Consider the following 26,998-nt stretch of genomic DNA (forward strand, 5'->3'; position numbering starts at 1 on the left):
CAAGCGCAGATAGAAACTAACAAACCTACTATAATGGCTTCACAAATAATACAACCACCATATTTAAAAGTAGGAGATACTGTGGCTATTGTTGCTCCTTCTGGAATTTTAAAAAGTAGAGTAGGAGAAGTACAAGACGCTGTAAAACTTCTAGAAAGTTGGGGATTGCATGCCATCGTTGGTAAGCATGTTTTTAACCAATTCAATCATTTTGCAGGTACGGATGCCGAACGTTGCGAAGATTTGCAAAATGCTATGGACGATCCTAAAATTAGTGCCATTTGGTGTGCGCGAGGTGGTTACGGAACGGTTAGGATTTTGGATAAATTGAATTATACTAAATTTAAGAAAAATCCGAAATGGATTATAGGATATAGTGATATTACAGCTTTACACAATCAGGTTCATAATGAAGGATTTCAGTCCTTACATGCTATAATGTGTGTGAGTTTAACCAAAGATTTGAATGATATAAAAGAATCTGTTGAAACGTTCAAATCAGCGATTTTTGGACATCCTGAGGACTATACATTAAAAGGCTCAGACTATAATAGAGTCGGGCAAGCTTCAGGGGAATTAGTTGGAGGAAATCTAACGATGTTACATACCATGTTGGGGTCTAAAGAGAGTATAGATACCTTTGGGAAAATTCTTTTTATTGAAGAAATTGGTGAATATAAATATCATATTGACCGTATGTTGCAAAGTATGAAACGCGCTGGTTATTTTGATAACTTGAATGGACTTGTGGTTGGTGATATGTCTAGAATGCGAAAGAATACGACACTTTGGGGTACTTCGGTAGAGCAATTGATTTTAGATGCATTAGAAGACTATGATTTTCCTATTACCTTTAATATGCCTGCAGGTCATGAAAAGGACAATCGTGCTTTGGTTTTAGGACGAACTCTAGAGTTGAAAGTTGGTAAAGCACAATCAACTTTAAAATTCTCAGAATAATTGTTTTTGAAACTTGAAAAACAAAATGGCTCCTAAAAAGTAAAGTCCAATGTCAATTATATCACAAGTATAACGTGTGTTTATTTGTGGCATTAGCCATTCAAAATAAATGGAAAAACAGAGCGTTAGTGCTAAAACGACACTAATAGGTACGTAAAGTGCTTCGGTCTTCTTTAGGATTCTTAAAATGGCTAAGCATGTACTTAAAACAATGGGCATACATAAAAAGTCGTTGACGTAAAAATACATCCAATTAAGAAGTGGTATTTCAAAACGATTTGCAATGTATAATGCAGAAGCGACTAATATACTGATATAGAAAATAGGGTGCTTTAAAATGCTCATGCTGCAATAGCAGTTATTAGCCAAGCAATAAACATTCCGATGGCTACAAATCCCATCCAAATAGAGTGAGTAACTTTAACAAAAACACGCACTATTAAAAACCGGTGATCTTTATGCTTTTCATAAAACGATGGAGATGCTTCTTTTTGAATACGCTCACGTTCACGACGCTCTTTCTCATCTTGAGCAAAGGTTAATTCTCGTCTTTTTTTATAAGATAATAGCGTATTGCAATTGGTGCAATAGTCTTGATTTGTATTATAGAGACCACAATTTGGGCATTTAATATGACTAGCCATTTCGCGTATTTTAAAGCGTTACAAAGATATGGCTAATTGTAAGATTTTATGTGCTTTAAACAAAGATGCTTTGACTCAGTTTGTTTCATTTTGCTTTTAAGACGCTGCAATTTTGTATATTGAAGTTAACTCTAAAGAATTTCTAACTTTTTTGAGATAAAACTGCGAATTGAAGACTTAAAAATGGCACAGCATAACGAACTTGGCAAATTAGGGGAGCAACTCGCAACCGAATTACTCATAAAAAAAGGCTATGAAATCATTGTTCGTAATTACGTGTTTCAAAAAGCCGAAATAGATATCATAGCTAAACATAATAATGAAATGATTTGTGTAGAGGTCAAAACACGAAATTCTGATTTTTTCGGTGATCCGCAAGAGTTTGTTACTCCAAGTAAAATTAAATTATTGGTTAAAGCTATGGATGCCTTCATTATTGAAAATGACATCGGTTTAGAAACTCGTTTTGATATTATTGCTGTTTTAAAGAATAAAACAACAGAGCAACTGACGCATTATGAGGATGCTTTCTATCATTTTTAAATTCCCGTGAAAACGGGAATCCCATAAATTATTACAGAATTTTAAATGTTTAGACTACTGCTTTCAAAAAGTTTGAGACAGATTATGTCTAAACTTTAAGGATATAGGTTTTTCTTCATGAGATTCCTGCGTTCGCAGGAATGTGTTACCTATAAAAATTCATCTCATCAATAAATTGCCACACATGTTCTGGTAAGATTGGACGTACATTTTTTCCGTCTTTAATTTCCTTTCTAATAAAGGTTGAAGAGAGCTCCATAATAGGTGCGTCAACTTTTATAATTTTAGAATGAGCGTTAAATTGGGTGTCTATTTTACCTTCGGATATTCTAGGATAAACATAAATACTATGATTTTCTAGAATGAGTTCATAGTTTTTCCATTTATGGAGACTTTTCAAATTGTCTTCTCCCATGATTAGGGCAAACTCATAATTTGGATACTTTTCAAAGAGATAAGTTAACGTATCGATAGTGTAATTTGGTTGTTTTAGCCCAAATTCAATATCACTTGGTCTCAGTTTATCATAGTCTTTCGTCGCTAAATGAACCATTTCTAAACGGTGGTAATTGTCTAATAAGCTGCTTTTCTTTTTAAAAGGACTTAATGGAGTTACCACAAACCAAATCTGGTCTAAATCACTATGTTCAGCTAAATGATTGGCAATAGTTAAATGCCCAACATGGATGGGGTTGAACGTGCCAAAATATAAACCAATTTTCATGTTATTTAGCTATAAAATCTGAAACTAACTTGTAAGCATCATTTAAAGCTTTGTCTAAATCAGAATTAACGACAATTTCATCAAAAAGTGGAGCGGTAGCCAATTCTGCTGGTGCTTTTGCTACACGCATACTAATTTTTTCTGGACTTTCTTCACCGCGATCTTTTAGTCGTCTTACCAATTCATTTAAGTCTGGTGGTTTTACAAAAATAGCAATAGTTTGCTCAGGGAATTTTCGTTTAATCCGTAAGCCACCTGAGACATCGATATCAAAAATGACATGTTTACCCTTTGCCCAAATACGTTCAATTTCGGTCTTTAATGTACCATAAAAATTATCTCTATAGACTTCTTCCCATTCTAAAAACTCATCGTTTTTAATTCGGTTTTTAAACTCTTGAAGTGATAGGTAGTAGTAATCTTTTCCGTTAACTTCATTACCACGTTTATCGCGCGATGTTGCAGAGATAGAAAATTCTAAATTGAGTTCTTGATGTTTTAATAAATGGCGAACTATTGTTGTTTTTCCCGAACCAGATGGTGCCGAAAAGACAATAAGCTTGCCTTGGACTTCGTTTTTAATTTCTGACAAAATAAATTGTTTTACTTTTTACTGTATACCGCGACTGTGACTGTCAACTAATTTAAAGTACGTTTAATAATTGTTCCTTAATTTTCTCGAGTTCATCCTTCATCTGAACTACTAGTTTTTGCATTGGAGCATAATTAGATTTTGATCCGATTGTATTGATCTCTCGCCCGATTTCCTGAGAAATAAAACCTAATTTCTTTCCATTAGAATCTTCAGAATCTAAAGCCTTGGTGAAATAATCTAAATGATTTTCTAGTCTTACTTTTTCTTCGGTAATATCAAATTTTTCGATGTAATAAACCAACTCTTGTTCAAAGCGGTTTTCATCGACTTTTTCTTTAATATCAGCTATACCTTTTTCTAAACGTGCTCTTACGCCATCAATACGTTCAGGGTCCATGGTAATAACTTCGGTTAATAAACGTCTTAAAGTACTAATTCTATCTTCGAAATCTTGTTTTAGTGTCGCTCCTTCATCTTCTCTATAGACCACAATATTGGCTATAGCTTTATCTATTTCCTCACTTATTAAAGACCATTCTTCTTCGTCGATATCATCGCGTTCTGTAGTTATGGCGTCTGGCATGCGAATGGCCATTTTTAATAACTCAATAGCATCACCGTCTACAACCTCTTTTAATTGCTTGATGTACTCTTTAACGACTGTTTTATTAATCTTTGTACTGGTATCTTCACCTGTAATTTCTACATATAATGAGAAGTCCACTTTTCCTCTAACTAAGTTTTTAGCAATAAGTTTTCTTATGTCTAATTCTTTTGCTCTATACATAGAAGGCATACGAGCATTGAGGTCTAAGCTTTTGCTATTAAGTGATTTTAATTCTATAGATATTTTTTTAGTTGGGAGCTGTAGTACAGATTTCCCATAACCTGTCATGGATTGTATCATTAAAACATTGCGATTAAAGTTGCGCAAAGGTACAAAATTGAATGGTTTTAAATAGTTTAGAAAGCGTCATGTTCTCTAATCAGACTTTTATAACTTTGTAAACCTAAATCGAAAGTAAACTTATGTATAAAAAACAATTTGAAATTCGCTGGAGTGATGTGGATGCCAATGGTCACTTAGCCAATTCTGCATATACCAATTTTATGAGCCACGCACGTATGGCGTTCTTCTCGGAGCAGGGTTTTTCAATGCCAGAAATCATGAAATTTAATGTTGGTCCTGTGGTGTTTTATGAACACATGTATTATTTTAAGGAATCGTTTTTAGGAACGCCAATTACGGTAACGATTGAGGTGTCTGGCTTAAGTGAGGATGGTATGTTATTTATGTTTGAGCATAACTTTTACAACCATAAAGGTGAGAATTTAGCATATTGCGAAATGCAAGGTGGTTGGATAAACCTGAAAGCAAGAAAATTAACAGGCTTACCAGAACCCCTATTAGAACTGGCTCATAAATTTCCGAAGTCTGAAAGTTTTAAGGTGTTGACAAAAGAGGATACGCGTAAGCATGGAGTGCGTCCCAAACCTATGAAGTTATAAGGTTACTTAAAAACCGAGTGTTGCTTAAAAGATTTTATCTCCACGTTTTTTATAAACGGCTTTAAAATCTGATTTGGGATATAGCGTTTGTGTTTGAAATAACAAGTTAATGCTTCGGGTTTTGCACCGAGTGTGCTTTTAATTTCAGAAGCGGTTCTGCCTAAGTTAATATGTGTTGATTCTGTTTCAATGCCGAGTCTTACATAATCATTTAGTATTCTGGGATAGATAGCAAATTCTTTATTTTGAGAATAATTGATACCAATAAAATGTGCATCGAGATGCGTCTCGTTTTGCATAGCAGATAAAAACCCTACTAATTTTTCTTCTAAAAAATAGCCTTTCACTATAAATAGATCTTTGAAGGTTCTTTTAAGATGAATGTAAGTATCGAGATTTAATATTTGAGCATTAAAATCAGCGTTATCAATAGTGTTCTGATATAATTCTTGAAGTGCATCCTTATGTATTTCTATATCGTCTTCAGAAAAAAATTTAGCATTTAAAGCGGCACTTTTAGCATCGGCTCTATTCGCTTTTACACGGTATTTAGATTTTAAAGCCGTTGTATAATCGTCAAAAGAATGCCATTCTGGTTGTAGCCTAATTATCATATTAGGCTCAACTTGCATGGCTGCGTAATCGTAAGATTCTAAATAATTGGTGATAGTAAGAGATTCGTTTTTAAAATCTTTTATAAAAATAGCACTTAGTTTTTTTGTGGATTTAGATAACTGTTTTACACCTTCGGCGATCGCTTTAAACGTGTCGATTTTATCTTCACCATCTTTTAAAAATGTACCATATTCCCCACTTAGAAATATATTTCCACAGAACAATACACGAATATGATTGTTGCAGAACATATTGTTAACCCAATGCCTTATTTTATCAGACATATTAATATTTTTTGTTATGGTCTCAACACCAATGGTTACAATCTGCGTATTGGCAAATGCAACAGCTTCCTGGTCTTTAAGGATGAAAATATAATTAAATTCTATGTCTGTATTGGCGAGTTCAAAAGCTTTTAAGAATTCGGGTGAATAATAAATATTTGTGCAACAGTTGACACTATCCCAATAGGTTTGTGGAATACTATCAACGCTTTTGAAAATTTTTGACTTTAGAGGCAAATTAAGTAGCGATTTTAGGTTTTTTAGATACAAGAAATACTCCTAAAAATATGAGTAACATGGCTCCGATTTTTATGGGATCTATGAAATCTGCACCGATTGAAATAGCAAAGAGTCCAGCAATTACAGGTTGAAGATAAATAAATATGCCTACAGTTGAGGCTTTTAGTTTGTTTAATGCTAATGGGTTAAATAAATACGTTCCGAAAGTCGCGCCGACAATAACAAATAAAACAGACCAAGCTGCATTGGGGGTAAAGGTGTGCCACTCTACAGCTTTTAAATCATTATAACCAAACGGAATTAACATAATGAGACCAAACAAAAACAACCACTTAATAAAAGTAAATGGATGGTATTTTAATGTTAGTTTTTTAATCATTATAACATAGATACTGTATGATATAGCATTTAAAAATACTAATAAATTACCTAAAGGTACATTGTCACCAGCTCTTCCAGATTTGCCATAAATAGTTAAAACCAATGCACCTACTAAGCCTAAGGTAACACCAATTATTTTTAGCTTAGAAACATTTTCTTTTAAGATTATAGCAGACAAAATTAAAATGATAATAGGTACTGTTATGGTGATAGCTGAAGCGTGGATAGGAGAGGTGTATTCTAATCCTTTAAAAAAGAAAAGCATATTAATCATCACGCCAAAAATGGCAGCTACAAAGAATTTTAGATAATCTTTTTTATCAATCTTTTGCTTTGGTAAAAAGAGACTCATAATCCAAAATAAAACTGTGGCACCAGCAACTCTTATAAGTACAAATCCAAATGGTTTAATGAAATTTTCATTCATTACCGTTTTAGCAATAGTAAAATTGAGACCATATAGTAGTTGCACCATAATCAATGCGAAAATCGCAAATTTTCGACTATTCATGTATAGCGAGTTTGGCCGCTTCTACTGTTTTTTTAGAGTTACCAATAAAAATTGAGTCATTATATAATATTACCGGACGTTTTAAGAAGGTGTAATGCTCTAAAATATAATTTTTGTAGTCGTCTTCAGTCAGTGATTTCTCTTTTAAACCTAATTCTTTATAAAGTCGCGCTCGCTTACTAAACAGAGTTTCGTAGCTATCTGTTAGAGCTCGCATCTGTTCAATTTGTTGAACGGTAATTACTTCTGTCTTTATATCTTGAAGTTGAAAGCCTTCAGGAAGATTAAGTTCATTAATGATACGAGTACAAGTATTACAGCTACTTAAATAGTATATTTTGTTCATAATCAAAACGGGTTAATTTCAAAATGCAAAGAAACCGTATTTCTGATGAATTTTATTACTTTTAAGGAAAATATGATAGTATGGATTTTGTTTTAGACGTCGCACAGAAAAATAGAAAATTATTAAAAAGTTTTATTGAAAATCACACTTTAGAAGAGTTGAATAAAGTGCCAAAAGGGTTTCATAATAATATCATTTGGAATATTGCACATACTGTGGTTACGCAACAATTATTAGTGTATAAGTTATCAGGATTGCCAATGGTTGTTTCTGATGAAATGGTAGAAGGTTTTAAAAAAGGAACAAAAACCGAACGCGATTTATCGCAGTCTGAAGTGGATACTATAAAAGGCTTATTGTTTTCTACAATTGAAAAGACAAAGGAAGACTACGACAATAACATTTTTCAAACGTATAATCAATACACCGTGACTACAAAAAGCACGCTGAGTAATGTTGAAGAAGCTATTGATTTCAATAATTTTCATGAAGGTATTCATTTAGGGTATATTTTAGCACTCAGAAAATCACTATAACTATGGATTACTATTCAATTGCTACTATTTTAATCGTTCTTTCTGCGGGCTTTGGTTATATAAACGAGAAGTTTTTAAAATTACCTATCACTATTGGTTTAATGGTTATTACCATTGTATTTACAGTGGTTTTAGTTGGGATTGCTCAATTTGATGATACCTTATTAGTACAAGAACGAGAATTTATAGCATTGATAGATTTTGAAACGGTTCTCTTAGATATTATGCTAAGTTTTCTGCTATTTGCAGGTGCCTTACATACCAATTTTAATCAGCTTAAAGTACAGCGCTGGCCAATAATGGCTTTTGCAACAGTCGGTGTTTTGGTATCCACGTTTTTAGTTGGTATTGCCATGTTTTACGTCTTGAAATTAATGAGTTTAGATGTAGATTTTATTTACTGTTTGTTATTCGGAGCTTTAATTTCTCCAACAGATCCAATAGCCGTTTTAGGAATTTTGAAAAAAGCAGGTGCTCCGAAAAAACTAGAAACCAAAATTGTAGGAGAGTCCTTGTTTAATGATGGAGTAGGAGTTGTCGTCTTCTTAACCATTTTTGCGATTGCTGCGAAACCAGATGCTGCTATTGAGTTTTCTGATATCGCTACCTTATTTGGACAAGAAGTTATTGGTGGTATTGTCTTGGGACTTTTCCTAGGATGGATTACCTACCGTCTAATGCGATCTATTGATAGTTATGAAATTGAAGTAATATTAACCTTAGCTACCGTTATGGGTGGTACGATGTTAGCGCATAAATTTCATTTATCTGCACCTTTAGCGATGGTGACAGCAGGGCTTATTGTAGGAAATGATACTGTAAGAAATTCTGCCATGTCCGAAACCACAGAATTGTATGTCGATAAATTTTGGGAGCTAGTAGATGTGCTGTTAAATACTATTCTGTTTGTAATGATTGGTATGGAAATGCTAGTATTAACCTTAGATGGAAAATACATTTATGCCGGTTTATTAGCGATTCCTTTAATCTTAATATGCCGTTATATTTCGCTTTGGTTACCCATTAAATTCTTTGAAAAGCGATTGGATTTTGTGCCAAAAACAAATTTAATAATGACTTGGGGGGGATTACGAGGCGGAATCTCTATTGCATTAGCCCTTAGCTTAACAGAAGCCATGCATAGAGAACTGTTTTTAGTAATAACCTACGTTGTTGTTGTCATTTCTATTGTCGGACAAGGATTAACTGTTGGTCCAATTATAAAGCGATTAACCAAAAAAATAGTTTAGTTCATTTTTAAATAAGGCTCTATCTCACCGAAGGGTATCATAAATTCGGTATATCCTAAATCGTAAGATGCGACCTCATACACGTTATAAAGTAAAACTAATCCTTCGTCACTAAAACCTATGTTTTCAGGCAAATGAAAAGGTTTGCCGAAGAAGAAATTTTCAATAGTTAATTGGTCTTCGTTCTCTTCTAACGATTGAATAAAATGGGTTTTTGCTAATGTGGTAAAGCCAGGTATATCTGTAATAAAATCAGTTACTTCTAATGTTTTTCCACTTTTAGCATCAAGATTTAATAGCTTTATTTTGTCATTGCCATGAGCACCACCTTTAAACTCGTAGGTGCTAATAACTATCGTGATAACAGCTTCAGACTGGTAAACGAGCTCTGTTTCTATATGAAGTTCCCAAGCAGGTTCGTCCAATTCAGAATATTCCTCTTTAAAAGTTAAATACTCTTTATTAAAAGCTTTTAAAACGTCAGTTAAATTGTTTTTGTTTTCAGTTGTGTTTAGTGTAGAAATAATTGCATTTTCAACGTTGGTGTTAATGCTATTACTGAGTTCACTATTTCCACTTGCCCTACTGTAAACTGCTGAAATTTCGGCCTCAAAGGGTTCTTCAACTGTAATAGTGTCAAATGTTGCCGGTTTAAATTCAGAACTACATGAATTTAGAAGTATTACAAATATTAAAAATGGAATTATATGTTTCACAATATTTAGAGTTAAGTTTAATAAACAATAAAGGTATTATATAGATTTGAATAGAACGAATTATCGGTTAAATTTGTTATGCTACAAAAGCGATAATTCTGTTAATTTTTTTCATGGGTTTCGTTCAATATTTTTATTATGAAATTTAATACAAAAACAATACATGGGGGGCAAAAGCCAGATGCTGCTTATGGTTCTGTAATGCCTCCAATCTATCAAACGTCTACTTTTGCGCAATCAACACCAGGTGGTCATAAAGGTTACGAGTATGCGCGCTCGGCGAACCCAACGCGTCATGCGTTAGAGAACGCTTTTGCTAGTCTAGAGAATGGTACACATGGCTTAGCATTTGGATCTGGTCTAGCTGCTATAGATGCCATTCTAAAATTATTAAAGCAAGGTGATGAAGTTATTTCTACAAACAACTTGTATGGAGGAACCTATCGCTTGTTTACAAAGATATATGAAGACTTCGGTATAAAATTCCATTTTATAGGCATGGAAAATGCAGATGACGTTGAAGATTATATAAATGATAATACAAAACTTATTTGGGTAGAAACACCTACCAACCCCATGTTAAATATTATCGATATTGTAAAGACAGCCAAAATCGCAAAGAAACATAAGGTGTTGTTTGCTGTAGATAATACCTTTGCGACTCCGTATCTGCAACAACCGTTAGAGTTGGGGGCTGATATTGTAATGCATTCCGCAACTAAATATCTTGGAGGACACAGTGATTTGGTTATGGGGGCCTTAATAGTAAAAGATAAAGATTTAGCAGACCGTTTGTATTTTATTCAAAATGCAAGTGGTGCTATATGTGGTCCACAAGATGCGTTTTTAGCTCTGAGAGGACTCAAAACTTTACATGTTAGAATGCAGCGTCATTGCGAGAATGGTAGAGCAGTAGCAGAATATTTAGAGAGCCATCCAAAAATAGAAAAAGTATATTGGCCAGGGTTTAAAAATCATCCTAATCATGCTGTTGCAAAAGCTCAGATGAGCGACTATGGAGGTATGGTGTCTTTTACTACCAAAGGTAATAACTATGAAGAAGCTATTAAAATGGTCGAAAATCTAAAGGTTTTTACATTAGCGGAATCGCTTGGTGGTGTGGAGTCCTTAGCAGGTCACCCGGCTAGTATGACGCATGCGAGTATTCCAAAAGAAGAACGCGAAAAAACAGGTGTTGTGGACTCGTTAATTAGGCTTAGTGTTGGTATAGAAGATGAGGTGGATTTAATTGCGGATTTAAAACAAGCGATAGGGTAAAGACCTTAAAATGGGGTGTATAAAAAAAGACCAAATCATATGATTTGGTCTTTTTTTATAACTAATAGTTTAAGTACCTAGTCGAACATAAATATGTAACCAACATTTAACCAAGCTAACCAGTCATTTGTTTTGTTAGATTCTAACTGATGATCTAAACCATCTGTTTTGTCATTCATAAAGTGTTGAAATCTTAGGTCGACCATTAAATGAGAAATGGCATTAAGGTTATATCTTACCCCTACACTACTAACTATAGACCAAGTAGATCCGGCTGTAGCGTCTATGGAACCGGGTTCCCAACTAGGGTAAAAGTTATTAGTGTTGTTTATATTTTGATCGCCATAAGTAGTAGTTACGCTAGGACTATAAAAAACGTAATGCGCTCCTAAGCTCACAAACGGACCAAATCTATCTCCTCCACGTCTTAATTCGCTAGTAGAAAAAGGATAATATTCTAATTGCGCTCCTAAATCAAGATTTTGAGCTTGTCCAGAATGTGCTCTCAATTTATCTGCTGCACTACTTGTTCTGTCTTCATCTACCCATTGCCCATAATGATCAAGTCCTGCTTTGTTCCAAGAAATTTCAGCTCTTACTTTGAAGTGGGTTGTAAAAAAATTACTTCTCGAATAAGAATAGTAGCCAACATCATCAAAGTTCATGTAATAAACGAGACCTATACCAAATCCAATGTTACCTGAATTTGTTTTGAAATCATAACGTTCACCAAAGTCAGATTGATAAACTATAGGACCCGCAATTATTCCAACTTCGTGAGAGAAGGCTTGCGAGAAACTCAATTGCATTGATAAAAGCAATACAAATGCAACGAATAATTTTTTTATTTTTAGTGTCATGTAATTTTGAAAATTGATGCTTTTACCTAGCAAATATATAAAAACTCGATAAACTACCAAATAAAACCGACAAAATGCATGTTTTTCATTTTTTTCATAAAATATATTCCTTTTATATTCAATAAAAATATTTAGAATATCATAATAATAAAATTGATATATACCTTATTATTAAAGTAATAAGGGTGCCACAATATATCAAAATATTCTTACAATTAGCGGTTTAAAATAAAATATCCTATTTTTTTGACAAAAATAGATTAATATTTAGAATTGGTGAATGAATTATTTAATTTCGAGAATAAATAATACTAATGAAAGAGAAAATAGATGCTTTTTTAGCAGAAGTACAGTCCAGAAACAGTCACGAACCAGAATTTCTACAAGCCGTCCGAGAAGTCGCAGAATCGTTAATACCATATATCGCTGAAAATAAATTATATAGTGGTAAAAATATTCTTTTGAGAATGGTAGAGCCAGAAAGACTAATTTCATTTAGAGTCAGCTGGGTTAATGATAGCGGAGAGATCCAAGTGAATAGAGGGTATAGAATTCAAATGAATTCGGCAATAGGTCCTTACAAAGGTGGTTTGCGTTTTCATCCTTCCGTAAATGCGAGTATTTTAAAATTTTTAGCTTTTGAACAAGTATTTAAAAATGCGTTAACGACATTACCAATGGGAGGTGGTAAAGGAGGTTCTGATTTTGATCCAAAAGGAAAGTCGGATGCTGAAATTATGCGTTTCTGTCAAGCTTTTATGAGTGAATTATGCAAGTATATAGGACAGTTTACAGATATCCCAGCAGGAGATATAGGTGTTGGGGGAAGAGAAATAGGTTATATGTTTGGGACTTATAAAAAGCTAAAAAATGAATTTACTGGTGTTCTAACAGGTAAAGGCACATCATGGGGCGGATCTCTAATGCGACCAGAATCTACAGGTTACGGTACTGTTTATTTTGCTCAGAATATGTTGAAATTAAAGAACGATACATTGGCAGGAAAACATGTTGTGATTTCGGGCTCAGGAAATGTGGCCCAATATGCTACTGAAAAAGCAATAGAGTTAGGTGCGAAGGTGTTAACATTGTCCGATTCTGGTGGTTACATTTTAGATCAAGAGGGTATTGATACTGAGAAGTTAAACTTTATAATGCAACTTAAAAATGTAAAGCGTGGTCGCATTAGCGATTATGTAAACGAATATCCTAATGCAGAATATTTTTCTGGTGAAAGACCGTGGTCTGTAACGTGCGATATAGCATTACCATGTGCAACACAAAATGAGTTGAATGGTGACGAGGCGCAACAATTAGTTAAAAACGGTTGTATTTGTGTGGTTGAGGGGGCTAATATGCCTTCTACACCCGAAGCGATAATTGAATTTCAAAATGCAAAGTTATTATTTGCGCCAGGTAAAGCTTCAAATGCAGGGGGTGTTGCTACTTCAGGATTAGAGATGAGTCAGAATTCGCTTCGTATAAGCTGGTCTAGAGAAGAGGTAGATACGCGTCTAAAAGCTATTATGGAATCCATTCATGATGCTTGCGTTAAATATGGTAAAAATGAAGATGGCTCTATCGATTACATTAAAGGAGCAAACATTGCCGGATTTGTGAAAATTGCAGATGCGATGTTAGCACAAGGAGTCGTGTAATTAAACTTTAGAAAATATTTCTAAGCTTCTGTTTGTTGCAGAAGCTTTTTTTATGACATTATATATGATAAGCACATAATTATCGTTAGTATTAAATATATTTGAGCAAACCTTATTTATTAATGAATACTACTGTTTTTAAAATCTTCATTTTAGTATTTGGGCTTACTGCATCGTGCTATAGTCAAGATTTCTCATCCTTATGGAAAGGTCATTATTCTTATAATAGTATAGTGGACGTTGTTAGTGGTGAAAATAAAATTTATGCAGCAGCGGAAAATGCTGTTTTTAGTTATGATACGCTTACCAATGAACTTACTACAATTACCTCTGTAGAAGGGCTTTCGGGAGAGCAAATTACTACAATATATTACAGTGAACTTTATCAATATTTGCTCATTGGATATGAAACGGGATTAATTGAAGTCTACTCTGAAACTGAGAATTCAGTACTATCTGTAGTCGATATTTTAGATAAGGTAAACATCACTCCTGTTAATAAGCGAATCAACCATTTTTTTGAAAATGAAGGTAAAGTTTATATCTCTACAGATTACGGAGTTTCTATATATGATTTAGAACGTCTAGAGTTTGGGGATACGTATTTTTTAGGAAATGGTGGGGCTCAGATTACAGTGAAGCAGGTCTCTATTTTAAATAATGAAATTTATGTGGCGTGTTTAGATAATAATGGTATTAAAAAAGCAGACTTAAGCAATCCTAATTTAATCGATTATCAGCAATGGCAAACTGTTATTATGGGTAACTATTATACGATGAATGCCATCAGTAATAAATTGTATTCTGTTCGCGATAATAGAGTGCTTTATGAAATAAATGGAGCATCGATTAATACTTTATTTACTTTGCCTTTATTACCGCGAGATTCTGATATGTCAGCATCAAATCTTATTTATTCAACGGCAAATACGATTTATGTATATGATGAAAATCTACAATTGGTTAAAAGTTTTCAGCCAACAGCTGATTATGATTCCGATTTTACATCTGCAATTGTTATAGATGATGCTGTTTACATCGGTACTGATGGTTTTGGTGTCTTAAAAAATTCTATTGCTGCAACTGGGGAGTACACCGAAATAAAACCTAATGGTCCTTTATTAAATGAAACGTTCAGGCTTAATGCAGAATCTGGAATTGTTTGGTCTAGTTTTGGGGGTTATACGGAAGATTTAGTTCCTGATCCCATACGAAGTAGCGGAATAAGTTATTATAGAAATGAGGTTTGGGAGACCATACCGTTTGATAGTGTCTTAGGGGCAAGAAATCTTTCGCAAATTGCGATTAATCCATTTAATTCAAGCCAGGTATTTGTGAGTTCTTTTCAAGATGGTCTCTTAGAAATTAATGCGCTTGAACCGACGATATTATATGATGATAGTAATAGTGGATTAGAATCATTAGTTGTACCAAGCTCACCAAATTTTAGAAGCATAAGAGTTTCTGCTACGGCTTTTGATAGAGCCGGATTGTTATGGTCAATGTCATCGCTTTTGTTTGAGCCCTTAAAATCGTATGACCCCAACACAGGAAATTGGCAGAGTTATGATTTTTCGAGTATTATACAAGATGCTATTAGAGATGAGTTTGGTTATTTTGATCTTGCCATAGATGATACGGGTACCAAATGGATTGGTGCTTATACCAACGGCATATATGCTTACAATGAATCTATAAGTGATAGCCCACTTCGGAATATTAAAACAGAAGAACAAGGGTTGCCATTTCCAAGAGTAAATGCCGTTGCTGTAGATAATAGAAATCAACTATGGGTCGGTACATTTACAGGGCTAAGGGTGCTTTATAATACTGCAGGATTTTATGATGATTTAAATCCCACTTTAAGTTCTATTATTATTTTAGAGAATGGTATTCCTAAAGAATTATTAGAAGGTCAAACCATTACCGATATTACGGTAGATGGTTCTAATAATAAATGGATTGGCACGGTAGATTCTGGTGTATTTTATCTGTCTCCAGATGGCCAAACTACCATTTATCATTTTACTACGGATAATTCACCATTGCCTTCAGACCGAATTAACGACATTTCAATTGATGGTGATGATGGCACTGTTTATATCGCCACAACTAAAGGTTTATTATCATTTAAAGCTGGAGGTTCAAAAACGGAATCGACTTTAGAAGACGCTTTTGTGTATCCTAACCCTGTGCGACCAGAATATAATATTTTAGGGTTTAACGACCTTAACGATATTAATAAAGGTGTAAAAGTTAGTGGGCTAACTGAGCGTGTTAATATTAAAATTACAGATATTGAAGGTAATTTGGTAGCAGAAGCGCAGTCTAATGTTAATTTAAGATCCTCTAGCGCCAACTACAACTTTGCTATAGATGGTGGTACTGCTATTTGGAACGGTAAAAACCTCGGTAATAATGTCGTAAGAACAGGTGTATATTTAATATTGATTTCTGATTTAGATTCCTTTGAAACCAAAGTGCTTAAGGTGCTAATAGTGAAGTAAACATGCTTTCAAAAAATAATAGTATCGTTCTTTCTAAACTAAAGTATAGAGATAACGACCTTATCGTTAAATGTTATACAGAGCAACGCGGAGTCGTGAGCTATATGTTAAGAGGTGTTCTGAATTCTAAAAAAGGACGTTCTAAGACTGTTTATTTTCAAGCGTTATCTCAGCTTCAAATAGAAGAAAATTACAAACCCAATCAGTCACTTCATTTTATTAAAGAGACGAAATTTAATTACATTTATAAAAGTCTTCACACCAATATTTATAAAAGTGCTATTGTTTTATTTCTATCCGAAATTCTTTCCAACGTATTAAAGGAAGAAGAAAAGAATGAGGATTTATTTCATTTTATAACTGCGGCCCTTCAGTATTTAGATAATGAAGATCAGTTTTCGAACTTTCATTTATTGTTTCTATTAAAGTTAACACGCTATTTGGGGTTTCAGCCAGAGAACTTAGATACTGAGCATCCTTATTTTAATTTAGAATCTGGAGTCTTTGAGGCTACGACGCATGGGATTTATTCTATTTCTGGTGAAAATTTAACACTCTTAAAAAACCTATTAGGCACAAGTTTTGATGCCTTAAATTCCATAAAGATTAATGCAAAACAAAGGCAAGAGTTTTTAAATCTACTGCTGTACTATTTTGAATTACATTTGGGAAGTTTTAAAAAGCCAAAATCGTTACAGGTGCTTAACGACGTGTTTCGTTAAGTTGCTTTTGCCAAAATAATACAATAATTGTGAGTTCATACGTGAAGCGCTTTAGCGTACATATTATTTTTTTATGTCTTTTTGTGCAGTTAAGTACTGCGCAAACGATTACGGTTTTAGAAGAAGGTAGTCAAGTGCCTATTCCGGGTGTGGCGCTGGTTAATCAAATGAAAAGCAAAACGGGCTTTACGGATATCAATGGCCACGTATCTTTATCTGTCTTTAATGATGACGACATCATTTTCTTTAAAGATTTCTTATATGAAGAGCTGCGCTTAACTAAATCGCAAATCGTAAAAAACAAGGGTATTGTTTATCTCAGGCTTAAAGTAGAAGGTTTAGATCAAATTCTAATCTCAGCATCTAAGTTTGAACAGCATAAACGCGATATTCCACAAACGATAGTGAATATTAGTGCCAAAGATATTGCCTTGTCTAACCCACAAACGAGTGCCGATTTGTTGGAGAATACCGGTAATATTTACATTCAGAAAAGTCAATTGGGAGGAGGAAGTCCTATGATTAGAGGATTTTCTACCAATCGTCTTTTAATTGCTGTAGACGGAGTACGCATGAATAATGCTATTTTTAGAGGAGGCAATCTTCAGAATGTTATTGCCATAGATCCGTTCGCTGTGCAACATACTGAAGTGACGCTTGGTGCGGGTTCTGTAGTTTATGGCAGTGATGCGATTGGAGGAGTGATGAGTTTTTATACTAAAAAACCACAATTCTCTGAAACTGATGCTTTAGATTTTAGTGCGACAGCTTTAACACGATTTGCTTCAGCGAATACAGAAAAAACGGGTCATTTAGATTTTAATCTAGGCTATAAAAGGTGGGCATTTTTAACTAGCGTGAGTTATACCGATTTTGATGATTTAAAAATGGGAAGCCATGGTCCGGATGATTATTTGAGACCAGAATATGTAATACAGCAAAATGGTGAAGACGTTATTGTGGCCAATGCCAATCCGAAGGTACAGGTACCAACAGGTTATGATCAACTAAATTTAATGCAAAAGGTGCGCTATAAATCGTCTGATGCTTTGGATTTTGATTTAGGCTTGTATTATTCTACAACCTCAGATTTTTCTAGATATGATCGGCTTATTCGTTACCGAGGTGATGAGTTGCGTTCTGCGGAATGGAATTACGGACCTCAACAATGGTTTATGGGTAATTTTCAGTTAACCAAACTGAGTAGTCGTTCTAATTTATATGATAAAATTCAAACTACTTTAGCGTATCAGAACTTTAAGGAGAGTCGGGAGGATCGCGATTTTCAATCTGATATACGTGCTGTTAGGGAAGAATCTGTTGATGCTTTGTCTTTTAATTTGGATTTAGAGAAAAACTTTAACTCCAAAATGAGTCTTTTTTATGGCTTAGAGTATTTACATAATACGGTGCATTCAAACGGACATGATACGGCTATTGTCACTGGTGATACTTCGGCAAGTCTTACACGTTATCCAGATGGTTCTACGTGGCAGTCTATGGCGGCTTATGCCAGTTTAAAGTATAAACCTAATTCTAAATTTGTGTTTCAGTCCGGACTTCGGTTTAATCAGGTGATTGCAAAAGCTGATTTTACGGAGAACAACGTCTTTTTAAACTTACCTTTTGATGCTGCTGAGGTGAATACCGGAGCCTTAACAGGTACTGCTGGTATTACTTGGTCTCCAAGTGATATGATTCAATGGAAGCTTAATGCTTCTACAGCTTTTAGGGCCCCAAATATTGATGATATTGGTAAGGTGTTTGATAGTGAGCCTGGTGCTGTTGTGGTGCCTAGTAAAGATCTCAAAGCAGAGTACGCTTATGGTGGAGAGTTAGGTTTAAAGTTGAATTTTGAAAACAAAGTCATTATTGATTTAGCAACCTATTACACGTTTTTAGATAATGCTTTAATTCGTCGGGATTATGAGTTAAATGGAAATACTGAAATGATTTACGATGGTGAATTAAGTACAATTCAGGCCATGCAAAACGCTTCTAAAGCTTGGATTTATGGCTTTGAAGCAGGATTGGAAGTTCACTTTACAAAATACTTAAAACTTCGGTCTCAGTATAATGTTATTGGAGGTACAGAGGATAATAATGGGGTAGAAGAACCCGTGAGGCATGTGGCCCCTCATTTTGGACGCACACATTTGGTTTGGACCAAAGACAAATTGCTCTGTGATGCTTTTGTAGTCTATAATAATGAATTGGCATTTAATCAATTATCCCCTTCTGAAGCCTCGAAAGATTATATCTATGCTTTAGATGGAAATGGAGATCCGTATGCACCGGCTTGGAGCACTCTTAATTTTAGAACGCAATATCAGTATAATGCTCAACTTAGTGTAACGGCGAGTGTAGAAAATATAACTGACCAGCGCTATAGACCGTATTCTTCGGGTATCACTGCTGCCGGTCGGAACATTATTCTCGCTTTAAAATATACCCTTTAGTCCTTTAATGTTTGTATTATAAGCATTTTATTTATGATGGGTATTTGCTTTTTAGCTGACCGAAATATTAGCTAGGGCGCATACGAATCATATACGGCTCATATACGGAGTACATACGGAGGAGATACGGAGTAGCTATGGGTGAACCTTGCTTATTATCCGTTCTTTATCCGCTTATCACCCGAGTATGACCCGAGGATGCTATGGGTGAACCCTTATTAAGCTTTGGTTGTAATTCTTTTTAAGGCCCTACCACTGCTGGCGTTAAACAAAATAAGCCGCATTTTTTAGATGCGACTTATTTTACAAAATATATAGCGTGTTATTTAGCGCTGTTTGATGGCTTTTTTACTGATGACCTGTCCGTTGGATAGGGTGATCTTAGCAATATAAGCTGCCTGACTCAATTTTGAAAGGTCGTAAACCTCAATAGAATCATTGCCTTGTAAATTGTAAATGATGCGCCCTGTAACGTCTATAATAGCAACATGTTTAATCGTGTGTCTGTTTCCAACTTTAATTTGAACATCTCCATTTTGAAATTCCGTAATCGTTACTTCATTAGTATCAACTATGTTGTCGTTAACGGAAAGTGTAAATGGTGTAAATACAATTTCGAAACGCTCGTTAAATTCGCCTGGTTCTGAGGTGAAGGTGTAGTCTGAAGTTTTAAGGTTGTGAAATGTATTTAATAGTTTGTCGTTAATATACACTGCGTTTTCAGTTATAAAAGCACCTTCCAATTGGTGTATTGAAATACTATAAATTGTAGGTTCTGTAATCGTTGTAATAAACCCAAGCGGAATCATTTCTTCAAGTGTTAGGCTATTTGGGTGTTTACCTTGAATTGCGAATTGTTTACTGTCCAAATCTTCAAGGCGTGAATAAATAACCGCATTGACTTCTGTAGATAAGTTTCTTTGGGCGTCATAATACATCCCATCATCTTCATCAGTTGCTCCATCTACATACGCCACTAAAATTTGATTAAATGCTCCGTTGTCTGTATTTAAGTTTAGCCATAACTTATTACTCATATTAGTTGTAGGAGACCTAAATAACTGATCATTATGTTCTGTAACTCTCATGCTATTATTAAACTCAACGTTTGTTGTTTTAATATCGCCACTTACTGTTGTTGCAGTTGCCCCATTTCCCATAGAAATAAAGAATGCTTGACCAGAAGGAATAAATCTATTTGGTGTTATACCGTCTCCTCCCATGGTTTCACCTGATCCATTAATAATGGCATAATCACTTTGTGCGTAATTTAAGTTTTCATTACCATTAGTAGAATCTGCTGCAGCAGTATCGTGGGACCAAAAGTATATAGCCCCGCTGATGGGTGCATCAACTGTTTGGTCAATGCTAGCATTCGCATCTAAGAACAGATCTGCATCTATAGCAGAAGGGTAAGGATTTCCAATGAGGTTCCAGTTGTTATCATTTAATTCTGAGTCATTCCTGTAAATAGGCACATTGTAAATACCATTATTAAAAGGGCCTTCAAATACGTAGTCGATTTGCGTTGGGAAAGGTGCAAAACTGTTTTGTGTCGCAGCATAGCCCACTCCTGGCTGCATTATAGTTGTGCCATTTGCAAATATCCAATCGTCACCATTGTCATCTATATCATCTTGTCCGGCAGCTTCTGCATCATTATTGCCCAATTCTCTTGTAGCATCTAAATAGTTTTGACCACTGTATGAATAAATTCTTCCTGCATTCGCTTCCGCCAAACCATCACTAATTGTTTCACCAGATACAGGTGCACTCCAATACACGTACTCATGACGTGTTGCTAACACTGGAGTCTTTTTTACGACTTGTATTTTAGTTTTATCTGATAAAACGTTGCCTGACGTTGTTCCTGCGTTATTAATTTGTACAAATGATCCATACGGTTTAATTGTTAATTTACCATCTACAACAAGGTCGTTTTCTACCTTCACATAATCGTTAGTATTAATTGTTAACTCGGAGTTAGTTGTAATTGTGCAGTTACAGGCTTCAAAACTTGTTTGTGTGCCTCCGATGGCTGTGTCGTAATCATCATCGAGTATTACAAATGTATCTATACCAGGGGCGGCTGACCATACTGTACCATCCCAAATTGCCGTGGCCGTTTCTAATTTTACAGAGTTACTTGCTTTATAACACGTTGCAACGTCTTCTCTAACTTGACAATAGAATTGATAATCTAGATATAATAATGGATTAACAATATTTAAGGAGGCTGTTGTTGCATCATTAAAATCTGCATTATTAGGTACAGCTATAAATGTAGCTGTACTTGGTTCTAAATAAAACCATTGGTAAGTTAAACTTAGACTAGAGGGTACTCCTTCAGTTGCTGTTACTGATATCTGAATTGGGTTGGTGCAATTAAAAACAGGTGGAGCTAAAACTGATACCGCAGGCGGCGTAGCCAAGGCAAAGTCATAAGTGCCAAAATTACTATAATTTGAGTCTCCACATGTGGTCCAATCTGTAATGTCCCAATCTGCAGCAAGGTCAAAAGTTGTTGTTGGTAACATGCTTGCTGTATTTAGTCTGCTAAAATTAATACCATTATTATCTACACCTAAACCATTAGACCAACTGTCGCTGCCAAAAACTCCAAAAACATCTATAGATGTCGACGTAGAACTATTGTAAAGTTCTATTAAATCAGAACTATCATTATCAAAGTTAATTCCACTGGCGCTATTAAAAGCTTGGTGAGGTAAGCTTCCATCTAAGCCTGCGGCATAAAAATCGCACGAGGACGTACCAATACTGATAACATGTACGGCACCAGAGGCTACTGTTCCTGTTAAGTTTAAGGTAGACGATGGTGATGCGTTTCCATTATTAAAAATTCTAATTCTATAATTATTTAGGTTAACTGTTGAGGCAGTTCCGTTAAATATTTCAATTATTGACGAACTTCCGGTAGTCGCATCAGAAATTTGACTCATAAATAAATCGGTTGGAGGTGTGGATGCAGAAGTAGTTTCACAACTTGTTATATCATCACTTAACACAGTAAATGCATTTGCAGAGGAACAACCTGTAGAAAATAACACGGAAATATCTCCGTTAGTGGCACCAGCTGGTAATAAAACAATTAATTCTGATGCTGATGAGGTTACAGTGCTCATAGCTAATCCATTAATAGTTGCAACAGCCCCTGTGAGGTTATTTGCGGATGTAATTGTTATCTCTGTGTTTTCTGGTCCTTCGGTTGGCCAAATAGAGCTTATTAGCACCGTACTACAAACTGCTGAGCCCTCTATGTCGAATATATAAGGATCTTCGTCACTATCTGAATTTTCAATACTTACTTGAGCCTTACGCACTCCATCTGAAGTTGGGTTAAACTCTATTCTGAACTCTGAGTTAGATCCAGAACCAATAGAGGTACTAGGTTGTAAGGTTACTATAAAATCACTAGAATGTTCACCAATTATCTCAACTTTTGGTGTTCCTGTTAAACTTAAAGTTGTTGCACCAATGTTTTCAATAATATAGCTTTTTTCAGGACCAGTAGCTCCTACGTTTGTAGATGCATATAGGGTATTGTTTAGACCATAAGGTGCATTAAATCCGTTCTCTATAGAGATATTATTTCCTTTAATATTTATTTCAGCATTTATTGGCTGTGCTATATTAATTGTGTAATCTTCAACCTCACCATCAAAACCAATTTCACAAGGTGTTAGAGGATCTATTGGGTCATCCGTATCGTAGTATTTTGTAGAAACACGCATTCTGGTAGCCGCTATAACAGCATTAGATGGTATTTCAATAGATAATGGGCTTGCGTCAGTAGAACCATCTATAGCATTGTATGCTACTCCTAAGTCGTAATCTTCATTGGCATCTGAAAAATCACCATCGTTGTTCCAATCTATCCAAACCATCGTGGTTGTAAAGTATTCACCATCCGTATTCACTCTAACTTCTAAATTATAAGTTTGGCCAAGGGTTACTGTTGTAGATATTGCTGTGTAATCTGAATAAGCATTATCGGTATTATCGGAACCATTGTCAATGGTGTTAAATTGAACATTATTGGTGAGTGTTAAATAATTATCACCACCATCACCGTAAGAATCACAATAAGTTAGTGAAGGGGTCGCGCACATTTCCACACCTTCGGTCCATGTGGTTCCTCGTCTAATAAATATTTTAAAGCAATAATTAGTGCCATTGATTAAACCTGTAATTGATTTGGTTGACGCACTAGAGGTTGTTTCGTACACCAATTGATTTGATGTTGTGTAAACATCATTATCGTTTCCGGAATAAGCAGAGCCATTACCCGATGGTGTAAACGTAACACCACCTTGATTAGCTACGATAATTAATTGATCATAGCATGCCGTTGGTAAAGGATTGTTCCAGTTTAGAGTTACTTTATTAGTTAATGGTGCTGCTGATAGGTTGGTTATATCTCCTTGTGCTAAACCGTTAGTTACTGTACTTCCGTTTGTACCACCATTGGCCCAGCCAGTTAGTGTTTCTCCCACATAGGCATATACGGTAAAGGAATAGTTATTGCCTTCAGTTAAACCTGTAATTGTAGCTGTAGTGGCTGTTCCTTTATATACCACTCGCCCTAAAGATACTGGTGTAACAGGTGTTGCCGCGGAAAAGTCTGTATTTGGCGTATACGTGTTAGCATCGTCTTTTGTGCCTGTTGGGTCTGTACCACCATCTCTGGCAAATACCATATAACCTGTTGGAGTTACACCAGATGCTGGTGCATCCCAATTTAAAGTTACGCTGGTATCTTCAAAACAGCCTTCAATATTTCTTGCATTATTTGGCGCTTCGTTACTTAAATTTAAGGTTACTGCATTAGACGTGGTGTTCCCACAGATATTCGTAAGGATACAACGGTATTGATTGCCATCCATTGGTGCAGATGTTGCTGCTGTGGTGTACGTATCTGTAGTGGCACCAGACCCTCCGGTAACATTGTTCCATCCTGAGCCTGTATTAACTTGCCATTGGTAGTTGTCTGTATCCGAGGAACTGACTGAGAATGTTGCTGTATCTGGTATCACTTCGGTTTGGTCGGATGGTTGCGTTAATGTTGGTACACCATCTTCTATGACTACCACATAACTTAATGCGTTATCTGACCAACAGGTACCAGCCGTGTCATAGGCTCTTACATAGTACGTGCCTGAGGTCGTTGCGGAGTAGGTTGCTGTAGTATTGTAGGTTTCGTCGGTTCCTGTAGGGCTTGTTTGCCAATAATTCACTGTACCTGCTGCGGCAGTACCAGTATAGGTTAGGTCTGTTGAGGAACATGCTGGTGTTGTGCCTGTAATGCTTCCTGTTGGGTCGGCGGGTGCTGTGCATGGTACCATGCAATATAATTCTACTAATTCTATAGTAACTCGTTTTCCAGAAATCGTGGAAAATTCTAAAACAGAATTTGCAGGTACTCCAGTGAATAATGCCGAATATATATTGAATGAGTTATCATCAATCGTACTAAAAAATTGAGAAACACCATTTAAAGTTACCGTGACTTGATTTTCATTGCTATCCCATCCTTCTGCGTTAAATTGAACAGTAACATCTCCAGATACCCCAGATAGAGGGTTGGTGGAAATTGATCCTGGATTTGAACCAGAGGCTAACCTTATTTCATTACCAGATCCATAAGTATTAGATGATTTATTAGGGAAATTGTTTCCATACATTGTAAAACAAGGCCCAACATAAACTATAAAACTAACACTTATGGTATGCGCAGCAGTTATATTATTAAACGTATAGGACGAAATAGCCCCTTCTGAGACACCATCAACTAAAACATCAGCAACGGCATAACCAGGATCTGCTGTAATGGTATAGGTTTGATCGTCTCCGCAATCAACACTTGTAACTCCAGATGGACTAATAGATCCATTGTCACCTGCGGATGCTGTAATATTATAAGTGTCTTGCGTGTAAACTGCTGTAATTGTATGGTCTGTAATAACGTTATTAAATGGATATGGATTTGTGCTTCCTGCATTGGTACCATTTACGACCCAATTGGTAAAGGTGTAACACGAATCTGGTGTTGCCGTAAAACTCTGGTTGGCATTATCTGCTACGTTGGTTGTGCCTGGAGTAATTGTTCCGCCTGTGGCTTGTGTTACTGTAATTAAGTTTCCTGTTGCAGCAATAATAGTTATAGTGTAATCTTCTACTCCTCCATAATCCATATCGTCGTCAGAGTCACATGCATCAACTGTTCCTACAGCTTCACCTTCTTCTTGTAAAATTCGCATTCTAAAATCACCGATAGTTTGTGCTGCATCAACATTAATAGTAAATGTTTCTGTTTGAACAGCATCAGCGGCAGATGTGGTGATGTCTACCACGCCAATTTCTTCATCAGTATCATCGAAGTCTCCGTCATTATTCCAATCTATCCATACTCCACCAGCTCCATCATAATAAGCGCCTCCGTTACAATCACCGAAATCTACAGTTAATGTGTAGCTTAATCCTTGAAATAAATCTGCGGATTCACTTATATTATATTGTACCGCATTTGTACATGTATTTGCTGTATTATTTATAGAACTAGATTCTCCTGTTAAAGACACACTTTCTATTTCAGAATCACCAGCGTTTGGCCAGATAGGTTCACAATATATATCTACCACATCTCCACTAACAGAAACGGTTTTTGTTGATGCACCTGTGCTTGTAATATCTACATCATCAGTGTACGTCCCAAGAGCTTTTCCTGATATTAATCTTACGTAAATTGTAGTAGAAGCTACTGTACCACTGCTTTCAGTTAAGGTAATACTATTTGTAAACCCAGTGCCAGCAGTTAATGAAATTTCAAAATCGGTTGGTGCTGTGATTACAATATCATTGGTTAAAAGGCTTCCTTCTACTGTAAAAGTATCTTCAGAAGAGGGAGGCATATTATAAAAATAATCTAAACCTGTAATGGTTGTTGGTGCTGCTGTTATGGTTGGACCAGCAGGAGCATCTAGTTTATATAGGGCTATGTCTCTTTGACTTCCTGTATAACAAGCAAAGCGTGGTGCACCAGGATTGTATTGCAAATCTCTAGCTGTTACAGCAAGGTTTGAAAAAATGAAATTCCCTCCGCTATATGTGATATTCCAGCGTTGGTTATTAGTACTTACGGCATTTACAATTTGAACGTTGTTACTGCTACCAGTATAAGATACATATTTAGAACTGTCTTCACTGTATATCGTTCTACCTGAACCATTAGTTTCTATTTTCCAAATAATTGTAGCTGGTGGATTTGTAATAACCGAAGCTACTGGAGCTATACTTGTTTCATCTAAAACGCTACCAGTATGACTATTGCTCATTGCGTAGGCGTCATTTTCTTCCGCGATTACATAATATCCATCTGTGAGTTCTGCTAAGCTTGTAATCTTAGTATAAGTTTGCCCATAACCAGACAAGCTAAAACATAAAAATGCTATAAAAATTAGTGAGTAGTTTTTTACCATAGGGATAATAGGGATAAATTGATTCAATTAACTACGACCAAAGGTATATTAAATACACTGCTAGTCAGTGTCTTGAAAAGTAGGTATTTATTAACAAATAGTTAAGATTTCCTACGGTTTATCTATTAAATACGTAAAACAACGATAAAGTGTTATTAGGGCTA

21 protein-coding genes are annotated in these 26,998 nt (G+C 35.3%); 10 read left to right on the forward strand and 11 right to left on the reverse strand.

Going from position 1 to position 26,998, the window contains the following annotated elements:
• Positions 1-33: 33 nt before the first annotated feature.
• Complete coding sequence (locus HM986_RS06025) at positions 34-960, forward strand: S66 peptidase family protein (protein ID WP_246288456.1); 927 nt, start codon at positions 34-36, stop codon at positions 958-960.
• Here the strand turns inward: HM986_RS06025 and HM986_RS06030 are convergent.
• Positions 952-1,305, reverse strand: a complete 354-nt coding sequence (locus HM986_RS06030; RefSeq protein ID WP_179334138.1) for a hypothetical protein — start codon at positions 1,303-1,305, stop codon at positions 952-954. The two genes, HM986_RS06025 and HM986_RS06030, sit on opposite strands and share 9 nt — an antisense overlap.
• Positions 1,302-1,604, reverse strand: a complete 303-nt coding sequence (locus HM986_RS06035; RefSeq protein WP_179334139.1) for a hypothetical protein — start codon at positions 1,602-1,604, stop codon at positions 1,302-1,304. The genes HM986_RS06030 and HM986_RS06035 overlap by 4 nt, the downstream gene beginning before the upstream one ends.
• Before the next feature lie 183 nt (positions 1,605-1,787).
• On the opposite strand from HM986_RS06035, the gene HM986_RS06040 reads away from it, so the two are divergent.
• On the forward strand, positions 1,788-2,147 hold the full coding sequence (locus HM986_RS06040; RefSeq protein ID WP_179334140.1) for a YraN family protein: 360 nt from the start codon (positions 1,788-1,790) through the stop codon (positions 2,145-2,147).
• Between the two features lie 145 nt (positions 2,148-2,292).
• On the opposite strand, the gene nadD is transcribed toward HM986_RS06040, so the two are convergent.
• From nadD to HM986_RS06055, 3 genes are read right to left on the reverse strand one after another with little or no spacing between them, the layout of a single operon-like run.
• Positions 2,293-2,871 (reverse strand): nicotinate (nicotinamide) nucleotide adenylyltransferase, encoded by a 579-nt coding sequence (gene nadD / locus HM986_RS06045; protein WP_179334141.1) that lies wholly within the window; start codon positions 2,869-2,871, stop codon positions 2,293-2,295.
• A gap of 1 nt (position 2,872) precedes the next feature.
• Entirely contained in the window at positions 2,873-3,463 is a 591-nt protein-coding gene (gene gmk / locus HM986_RS06050; protein WP_179334142.1) for a guanylate kinase, read from the reverse strand.
• Between the two features lie 52 nt (positions 3,464-3,515).
• A complete protein-coding gene (locus HM986_RS06055; RefSeq protein WP_179334143.1) occupies positions 3,516-4,373 on the reverse strand; it encodes a YicC/YloC family endoribonuclease in 858 nt (285 codons plus the stop codon).
• 122 nt (positions 4,374-4,495) lie between these two features.
• Between HM986_RS06055 and HM986_RS06060 the strand changes: the two genes are divergently transcribed.
• Complete coding sequence (locus tag HM986_RS06060; RefSeq protein WP_179334144.1) at positions 4,496-4,975, forward strand: acyl-CoA thioesterase; 480 nt, start codon at positions 4,496-4,498, stop codon at positions 4,973-4,975.
• A 2-nt stretch (positions 4,976-4,977) separates the two neighbouring features.
• On the opposite strand, the gene HM986_RS06065 is transcribed toward HM986_RS06060, so the two are convergent.
• From HM986_RS06065 to HM986_RS06075, 3 genes are read right to left on the reverse strand one after another with little or no spacing between them, the layout of a single operon-like run.
• Positions 4,978-6,111 carry a peptidogalycan biosysnthesis protein gene (locus HM986_RS06065; RefSeq protein ID WP_179334145.1) on the reverse strand — a complete coding sequence of 378 codons (1,134 nt, stop codon included), beginning with the start codon at positions 6,109-6,111 and terminating at the stop codon, positions 4,978-4,980.
• A 1-nt stretch (position 6,112) separates the two neighbouring features.
• Positions 6,113-7,006, reverse strand: coding sequence for a DMT family transporter (locus tag HM986_RS06070; RefSeq protein WP_179334146.1), 894 nt, complete (start codon positions 7,004-7,006; stop codon positions 6,113-6,115).
• Positions 6,999-7,352: an arsenate reductase family protein gene (locus HM986_RS06075; protein WP_179334147.1), complete on the reverse strand. Its 354-nt coding sequence runs from the start codon at positions 7,350-7,352 to the stop codon at positions 6,999-7,001. Before HM986_RS06075 ends, HM986_RS06070 begins: the two co-directional genes overlap by 8 nt.
• Before the next feature lie 80 nt (positions 7,353-7,432).
• Between HM986_RS06075 and HM986_RS06080 the strand changes: the two genes are divergently transcribed.
• Positions 7,433-7,888, forward strand: coding sequence for a DinB family protein (locus tag HM986_RS06080; RefSeq protein ID WP_179334148.1), 456 nt, complete (start codon positions 7,433-7,435; stop codon positions 7,886-7,888).
• 2 nt (positions 7,889-7,890) lie between these two features.
• Positions 7,891-9,138, forward strand: coding sequence for a cation:proton antiporter (locus HM986_RS06085; protein WP_179334149.1), 1,248 nt, complete (start codon positions 7,891-7,893; stop codon positions 9,136-9,138).
• Here HM986_RS06085 and HM986_RS17815 read toward each other — a convergent pair.
• Positions 9,135-9,854, reverse strand: a complete 720-nt coding sequence (locus HM986_RS17815) for a DUF3298 and DUF4163 domain-containing protein (protein ID WP_179334150.1) — start codon at positions 9,852-9,854, stop codon at positions 9,135-9,137. The two genes, HM986_RS06085 and HM986_RS17815, sit on opposite strands and share 4 nt — an antisense overlap.
• A gap of 138 nt (positions 9,855-9,992) precedes the next feature.
• Between HM986_RS17815 and HM986_RS06095 the strand changes: the two genes are divergently transcribed.
• Complete coding sequence (locus HM986_RS06095) at positions 9,993-11,132, forward strand: cystathionine gamma-synthase (RefSeq protein ID WP_179334151.1); 1,140 nt, start codon at positions 9,993-9,995, stop codon at positions 11,130-11,132.
• Between the two features lie 77 nt (positions 11,133-11,209).
• Here HM986_RS06095 and HM986_RS06100 read toward each other — a convergent pair whose 3' ends face one another.
• Positions 11,210-11,992, reverse strand: a complete 783-nt coding sequence (locus HM986_RS06100; RefSeq protein ID WP_179334152.1) for a THC0290_0291 family protein — start codon at positions 11,990-11,992, stop codon at positions 11,210-11,212.
• A 314-nt stretch (positions 11,993-12,306) separates the two neighbouring features.
• Between HM986_RS06100 and gdhA the strand changes: the two genes are divergently transcribed.
• The 4 genes from gdhA to HM986_RS06120 all read left to right on the forward strand — a co-directional run bounded on the left by gdhA (position 12,307) and on the right by HM986_RS06120 (position 19,338).
• A complete protein-coding gene (gene gdhA, locus HM986_RS06105) occupies positions 12,307-13,650 on the forward strand; it encodes an NADP-specific glutamate dehydrogenase (protein WP_179334153.1) in 1,344 nt (447 codons plus the stop codon).
• A 122-nt stretch (positions 13,651-13,772) separates the two neighbouring features.
• Positions 13,773-16,157 carry a type IX secretion system anionic LPS delivery protein PorZ gene (gene porZ / locus HM986_RS06110; protein WP_179334154.1) on the forward strand — a complete coding sequence of 795 codons (2,385 nt, stop codon included), beginning with the start codon at positions 13,773-13,775 and terminating at the stop codon, positions 16,155-16,157.
• Between the two features lie 2 nt (positions 16,158-16,159).
• A complete protein-coding gene (recO, locus tag HM986_RS06115; RefSeq protein WP_179334155.1) occupies positions 16,160-16,879 on the forward strand; it encodes a DNA repair protein RecO in 720 nt (239 codons plus the stop codon).
• Positions 16,880-16,902: 23 nt separating this feature from the next.
• Positions 16,903-19,338, forward strand: a complete 2,436-nt coding sequence (locus tag HM986_RS06120) for a TonB-dependent receptor plug domain-containing protein (RefSeq protein ID WP_179334411.1) — start codon at positions 16,903-16,905, stop codon at positions 19,336-19,338.
• 326 nt (positions 19,339-19,664) lie between these two features.
• Here HM986_RS06120 and HM986_RS06125 read toward each other — a convergent pair whose 3' ends face one another.
• Positions 19,665-26,861: a GEVED domain-containing protein gene (locus tag HM986_RS06125; RefSeq protein ID WP_179334156.1), complete on the reverse strand. Its 7,197-nt coding sequence runs from the start codon at positions 26,859-26,861 to the stop codon at positions 19,665-19,667.
• Positions 26,862-26,998 lie beyond the last annotated feature (137 nt).

This window comes from Winogradskyella costae (assembly GCF_013403865.1).
In the GTDB taxonomy this organism is placed as follows: Bacteria; Bacteroidota; Bacteroidia; order Flavobacteriales; family Flavobacteriaceae; genus Winogradskyella; species Winogradskyella costae.